The 5,417-nt window shown below is 49.8% G+C and carries 5 protein-coding genes; all 5 read left to right on the forward strand.

The annotated features are described in order from the left end of the window. The first annotated feature begins 383 nt into the window (after positions 1 to 383). Positions 384 to 758 (forward strand): hypothetical protein, encoded by a 375-nt coding sequence (locus ACWYRJ_RS20400; protein ID WP_032180729.1) that lies wholly within the window; start codon positions 384 to 386, stop codon positions 756 to 758. Between the two features lie 17 nt (positions 759 to 775). Further along, entirely contained in the window at positions 776 to 2,539 is a 1,764-nt protein-coding gene (locus ACWYRJ_RS20405) for a polysaccharide biosynthesis/export family protein (RefSeq protein ID WP_016240555.1), read from the forward strand. Between the two features lie 111 nt (positions 2,540 to 2,650). After that, positions 2,651 to 3,394 carry an ABC transporter permease gene (locus ACWYRJ_RS20410; protein WP_223862995.1) on the forward strand — a complete coding sequence of 248 codons (744 nt, stop codon included), beginning with the start codon at positions 2,651 to 2,653 and terminating at the stop codon, positions 3,392 to 3,394. Positions 3,395 to 3,405: 11 nt separating this feature from the next. Beyond that, positions 3,406 to 4,056, forward strand: coding sequence for an ABC transporter ATP-binding protein (locus ACWYRJ_RS20415; protein WP_016240553.1), 651 nt, complete (start codon positions 3,406 to 3,408; stop codon positions 4,054 to 4,056). Positions 4,057 to 4,070: 14 nt separating this feature from the next. Continuing rightward, positions 4,071 to 5,273, forward strand: a complete 1,203-nt coding sequence (locus ACWYRJ_RS20420) for a polysaccharide transporter (RefSeq protein ID WP_016240552.1) — start codon at positions 4,071 to 4,073, stop codon at positions 5,271 to 5,273. Positions 5,274 to 5,417: the final 144 nt, after the last annotated feature.

Raw genomic sequence — 5,417 nt, forward strand, 5'->3', positions numbered from 1 at the left:
GATCAACCCACCAGAATTAATAGGTTTTCAGACTTTTCCCCTTTTTCCGGGCAAAATTCTTAAATTTGAAATGACACAAACTGCAAACTTATGTAATATCCGCCACATAGAAGCACTTTCATGAATAATAAAAAACGATTTAGTTGTTTACTGAATAGTTTTTTTATGGCAGCGCCCTAAAGCAAATCGCACACATTTTAACCGGAATTGTCCATTTCCGTGCGGTAGCCTACCCTTTTTTTGGATTTTCTTACTTAACACCTGCGTTTTTGTTGCTCCTGCACCTGCAAGATTTCTCAACTGCTTCGCTATTAAAATCAGTTGAATACCATCAAAGTTTTATTTCACATTCCAGTTATTGCATTGTTGGAAAATATTGATCTATGAAGAACGCAACTCGCCTTCTGGTGATTTCGCTCGCCCTCATGTTGAGCGGCTGTGCATATTCCCCGAAGCAGGTTGAAGCATCCCGACCGCTTGTGAATCAGACTGCTTCTACCGACCTCCAGGCTATGGCAGCCAATCTGCAACAACCTCTGAACACCCTGCCGCAGGGCGCCGCGCTCAGCGCCAATGGCAATACCTATATTCTGGGCCAGCGTTATGTCTCCGCCCTGGGGCTGGAATGCATAGAACTGCTGCGTAATCGCAACTACAACCAGTCGCAGCACGGTGTGACCTGTAAGAACGGTGACACCTGGTATCTGGTACCGCAGCTGGAACAGGCTTCCGCCAGTAACCTGCTTGCCGTGCAATAATTTTGAAGAGAAATGTTGTGAAGATAACGAATTTTCGGCAATTGAGTGCCGTCCTGTTGCTGGCCTGCGTCTCCTGCGCCTCTTTCGCCGCCCCCACCCAGCAAGAAGCCCAGGCATTTGGGATGAACACCCCGGCAGACAACGGCGATGGCCGACTGCAGCTTGGCGGCGAGCAAGCGATGAGCGGCCAGGCAAACACCTCCTCCACCACCGGGACTTTCGCACAGCAAAACCGCCAGGGCATGTTATTGCCGGGCGAGTCTGATGTGCGTAAATTACTGCCGCAGTCCGAGTCCGGCCTCCCCCCTCCATACGGTGCCAACCTGTTTGCCGGTGGTTATGAAACCGAGCGCAGCGACGGCTTAAACGATAATTACCTGATCGCCCCCGGCGATAAGCTGAATATCTGGATCTGGGGCGCAGTCAATTTTTCCAACGTCGTGACCGTCGATAATCAGGGCAATATTTTTATTCCCGATGTCGGGCCGATTAATGTCAAGAATGTGGCGGCCAGTAAGGTTAATAACCTGGTTACCAGCCATATCAGCGAAGTTTTCACCAATAACGTTAATGTTTACGTTAATTTACTTACCGCGACGCCGGTCAGTGTATATGTCACCGGACCCGTCATTCGTCCGGGACAATATGCCGGACAATCTTCCGACAGCGTTTTATATTTCCTGAAACGCGCTGGCGGCATCGACTCCGACCGTGGAAGCTATCGTCATATTAAAGTATTGCGCCAGAACCGCGTGATCCAGCAGATCGACCTGTATGAGTTTATGCAGCAGGGCAAAATGCCGAAGCTGTCCCTCAAAGATCAGGATGTGATTCTGGTTGAACCCCAGGGGCCGATGATCAACGTGGCGGGTAAAGTGCGTAACCCGTTCCGCTTCGAGCTGAAGAACAGCACCGCGCTCGGCTCAGAGCTGATCGACTACGCCCTGCCCCTCGCCAAGGTGAGCCACGTGGGCGTGATTGGCGATCGCGCCAGTGGCCCGTTCTCGGTCTATATGCCCTATAAAGATTTCGACCGCATTCAGCTGAGCGACGGCGATAAAGTGCTGTTCAACGACGACATGCATGCGCAGGTGTACGATGTGCAGGTGATGGGCAGCTATCGCGGGCCATCCTACTTCACCGTGCGTAAAGAGACCCGTCTGCACGATCTGCTGAACCACATCCCGATTGACCCGAACATGGCAGATTACGGCTCGATCTATATCATGCGTAAGAGCGTGGCCGCGCGGCAGAAAGAGATGCTGGAAGACTCCCTCAACCGCCTGGAGCGCAGCGTCTTTACCGCACCTGCCAGCTCTGACGGCGAGGCCTCCATTCGCACCAAAGAGGCCGAACTGGTGATGCGCTTTGTGGAAAAAGCCCGCAAGATCCAGCCGCTGGGTAAAGTGGTGGTGTCCGATAAGGGCGTGATCGCCAACATCCTGCTGGAACAGGGCGACCAGATTGTGATCCCGAACAAAACCGACCTGATTCAGGTGGGTGGCGAAGTGATGATGCCGCAGGCGGTGGTCTACAACAAAAACGCCAGTCTGGAAGACTACGTAGCCTGGGCGGGCGGCTATACCGACCGTGCGAACGACAAGCGCATTGCCGTGGTGCATGCCAACGGGCTGATGGAGTTTAAAGACGGTGGCGATGTGATGCCGGGCGATCAGATTCTGGTCATGCCGAAAGTGGACAGCAAAATGATGCAGTCCATCAAGGACATCACCCAGGTCATCTATCAGGTTGCCGTGGCGGCCAACGTGGTCCTGAACTAACCCTCAATGCGGGCTCGCCCCCTCGCGGGCCCGTTCTGTGATATCGGCCTTCTTATGCTTAAACCTGTTCTCAACCAGACGCCCCGCAGCTCGTTCCAGGTGCTGAGGGATGTGACGTTTGGCCTGCTTATTCGTGAACTGAAAACAAGATTTGGCAGTTACCGGCTGGGGTATGCCTGGGCGCTGTTGGATCCGTTGTTGATGATTGGTCTGTTTAGCGCGATTTTTGGGATGCGTAGTCAAAGTGGATTTGGCGGTGTACCTGTGCAGGTATTTATAACTGCTGGCTATTTGCCATTCATGTTTTTTAATAAAGTGGTCAGCCAGTTAAAATCAGCAGTTAATGCCAATATGGGGTTGTTCTGCTATCGGCAAGTTACACCTTTTGCCACCTTCGTTGCCCGTTTCATCCTCGAATCCATCATCGGACTGGTGGTCGGTGTCATATTAGTATTGGGGTTAATGTGGTTTGGTTTTGATGCTATACCCAGCGATCCTTTAGAGGTCATTCTTATCTATTGCCTGCTCATGATCTTTTCATTTTCATTAGGTATCGTTTTTTGTGTGCTGAGCAGTTTATTCAAGGAAGCAGATAAGTTTCTGAGTCTAATAATGATGCCACTGATGTTTGTTTCCTGCGTCATGTATCCCCTTGCAACCGTACCTACACAGTTTCAGCACTGGTTTTTATGGAATCCATTGGTGCATGCCATTGAGCTGATTCGCTCTGGCTGGATTGCAGGTTATGCCAGCCCGAATGTCAGTTGGGTTTATTTGTCTGCTGTCACATTGGTGCTGCTGACTTTTGCGATGAGTTGCTATCGTCTGAGCCATCGTCGCCTGATAGCCAGCTAAAGCGAATAACGATGATTATTTTAGATAACGTCTCGAAGTATTACCCCACCAAATTTGGTCGCAACTATGTATTGCGCGACGTGAACATTACGCTGCCCCGCGATCGTAATATCGGTATTTTAGGTGTCAACGGAGCCGGAAAATCAACGCTGCTGCGCCTGCTGGGTGGTATGGATACGCCAAGTAAAGGGAAGGTAACACGTCACTGTCGCGTCTCATGGCCTCTCGCCCTTGGCGGCGGATTTCAGGGTAGTATGACCGGTCGGGAGAACACCCGTTTTGTGTGCCGGATTCACGGCGTACGCGATACGCTGGCTATCGAAGAGTGGGTAAAAGAGTTCTCGGAAATTGGTCAACACTTTGAACTGCCGATTAAAGGCTACTCCAGTGGGATGAGATCAAAATTTTCCTTTGCTGTCAGCATGGCCTTTGATTTTGATATCTACCTGACCGACGAAATTATGTCAGTGGGCGACGCCCGCTTTAAACAAAAATGTATTGATGTTTTTAACCAAAAACGCGAGACCGCCAGTTTGATCATGGTCTCGCACGATATGAAAAACTTACGCCAACAATGCGATATGGGTATTTTGCTGCGCAACAGCACCCTTGAGTTGTTCGACGATATCGAAGATGCCATCCGTATTTATCAGAAACTATAACAAGCCCAAAAATCATGATTCAGCCAACCCGCTCTAACAAATCCTCCGGTTTGATGCGCAAGCTAAATAAATTAAAGACCAAACCCAAACATTTCATTGTTGACTCCAGCGGTTTCAAGCTTGCCCACCGCTCATGGAAAAAGAGCCTTAAACTCGGCAGTTTTTTATGGGTAGTAGTGTGTTTTGCTATTGCTGCGCTTTATTTTTGCGTCATTGTGTCCGATCGCTATGTCAGTCGGGCCGAGCTGGTAGTTAAGCAGGCGGATCAAATTAAGATACTGCCCGATGCCCTTTCAATGCTGGGAATTGGAGGCAGTAACCATGAAGATATACTGATCATCCAGGATTATCTTAAATCCCCCGATCTGCTCAACAAGCTCGATAAGGAGCTGGGCCTGAAAGCTCATTATCAAAGCCACAAAATCGATTATTTTTCCCGCCTGCCAGATAATGTAAGCCGGGAAGAGTTCATTAAATATTACCGTCAGCACCTGTCATTGCACCTGGATGAACTGTCCGGTGTGCTGACAATTGAGTTACAGGCCTTTGATCCTGCCTATGGCCAGCGCGTCGTTGCATTGATGCTTCAGGAATCTGACCGCTTTATCAATAAATTAGGTCATCAGGTAGCACTGGAACAACTGGCCTTTGTCGAGAAAGAAGTCGATCGCGCCTATCAGCGTGTACAGACGGAAAAAGCCAAAGTACTGGACTTCCAGAATAACCATCATTTGATCAGCCCGGAATCAACAAGCAGTGCCCGCCTTGGTGTGGTGAGTCAGATAGAAGCTCAACTGGCACAGCAACAGGCCCAGTTAAAACAGCTACAAAGCTATATGAAAGAAACCGCGCCTGCGGTTGTTTCTGTGCAGGCCAGGGTTGATGCCTTAACGCAGCAACTGGCTCAGGAACAATCCAGACTTACCGGTGCTGATAAAGATGCAATGAACGAAGTGACGGCTCGCTATATGGATGTTCAAACCCAGGCGACCCTGGCTGCGGATCTGTACAAATCCGGACTTATTAGCCTGGAGCAGGCTCGTGTAGAAGCGTATCGCAAGCTTAAGCACCTGTTAGTCATCAGCCAACCAACATTGGCAGAAGACGCAGAGTATCCACGTCGTCTTTATAACCTGCTTACTACAGGAGTACTGCTGTGTCTTCTGTATGGCCTGATTGTGATGGGTATAGCAACCCTGCGTGAGCATCAGGACTAACAACGACATGCATTGAAAGGCTTTGTTGAATAAATCAGATTTCGGGTAAGTCTCCCCCGTAGCGGGTTGTGTTTTCAGGCAATACGCACGCTTTCAGGCATACCTGCTTTCGTCATTTTGTTCAGCGCTCGTACCAGGGCCATA

The organism is Enterobacter sp. (genome assembly GCF_977039595.1).

Coding starts and splice junctions, on each gene's coding strand:
- ACWYRJ_RS20400 (WP_032180729.1), top strand. CDS start 384: ATGAAGAACGCAACTCGCCTTCTGGTGATTTCGCTCGCCCTCATGTTG.
- ACWYRJ_RS20415 (WP_016240553.1), top strand. CDS start 3,406: ATGATTATTTTAGATAACGTCTCGAAGTATTACCCCACCAAATTTGGT.
- ACWYRJ_RS20420 (WP_016240552.1), top strand. CDS start 4,071: ATGATTCAGCCAACCCGCTCTAACAAATCCTCCGGTTTGATGCGCAAG.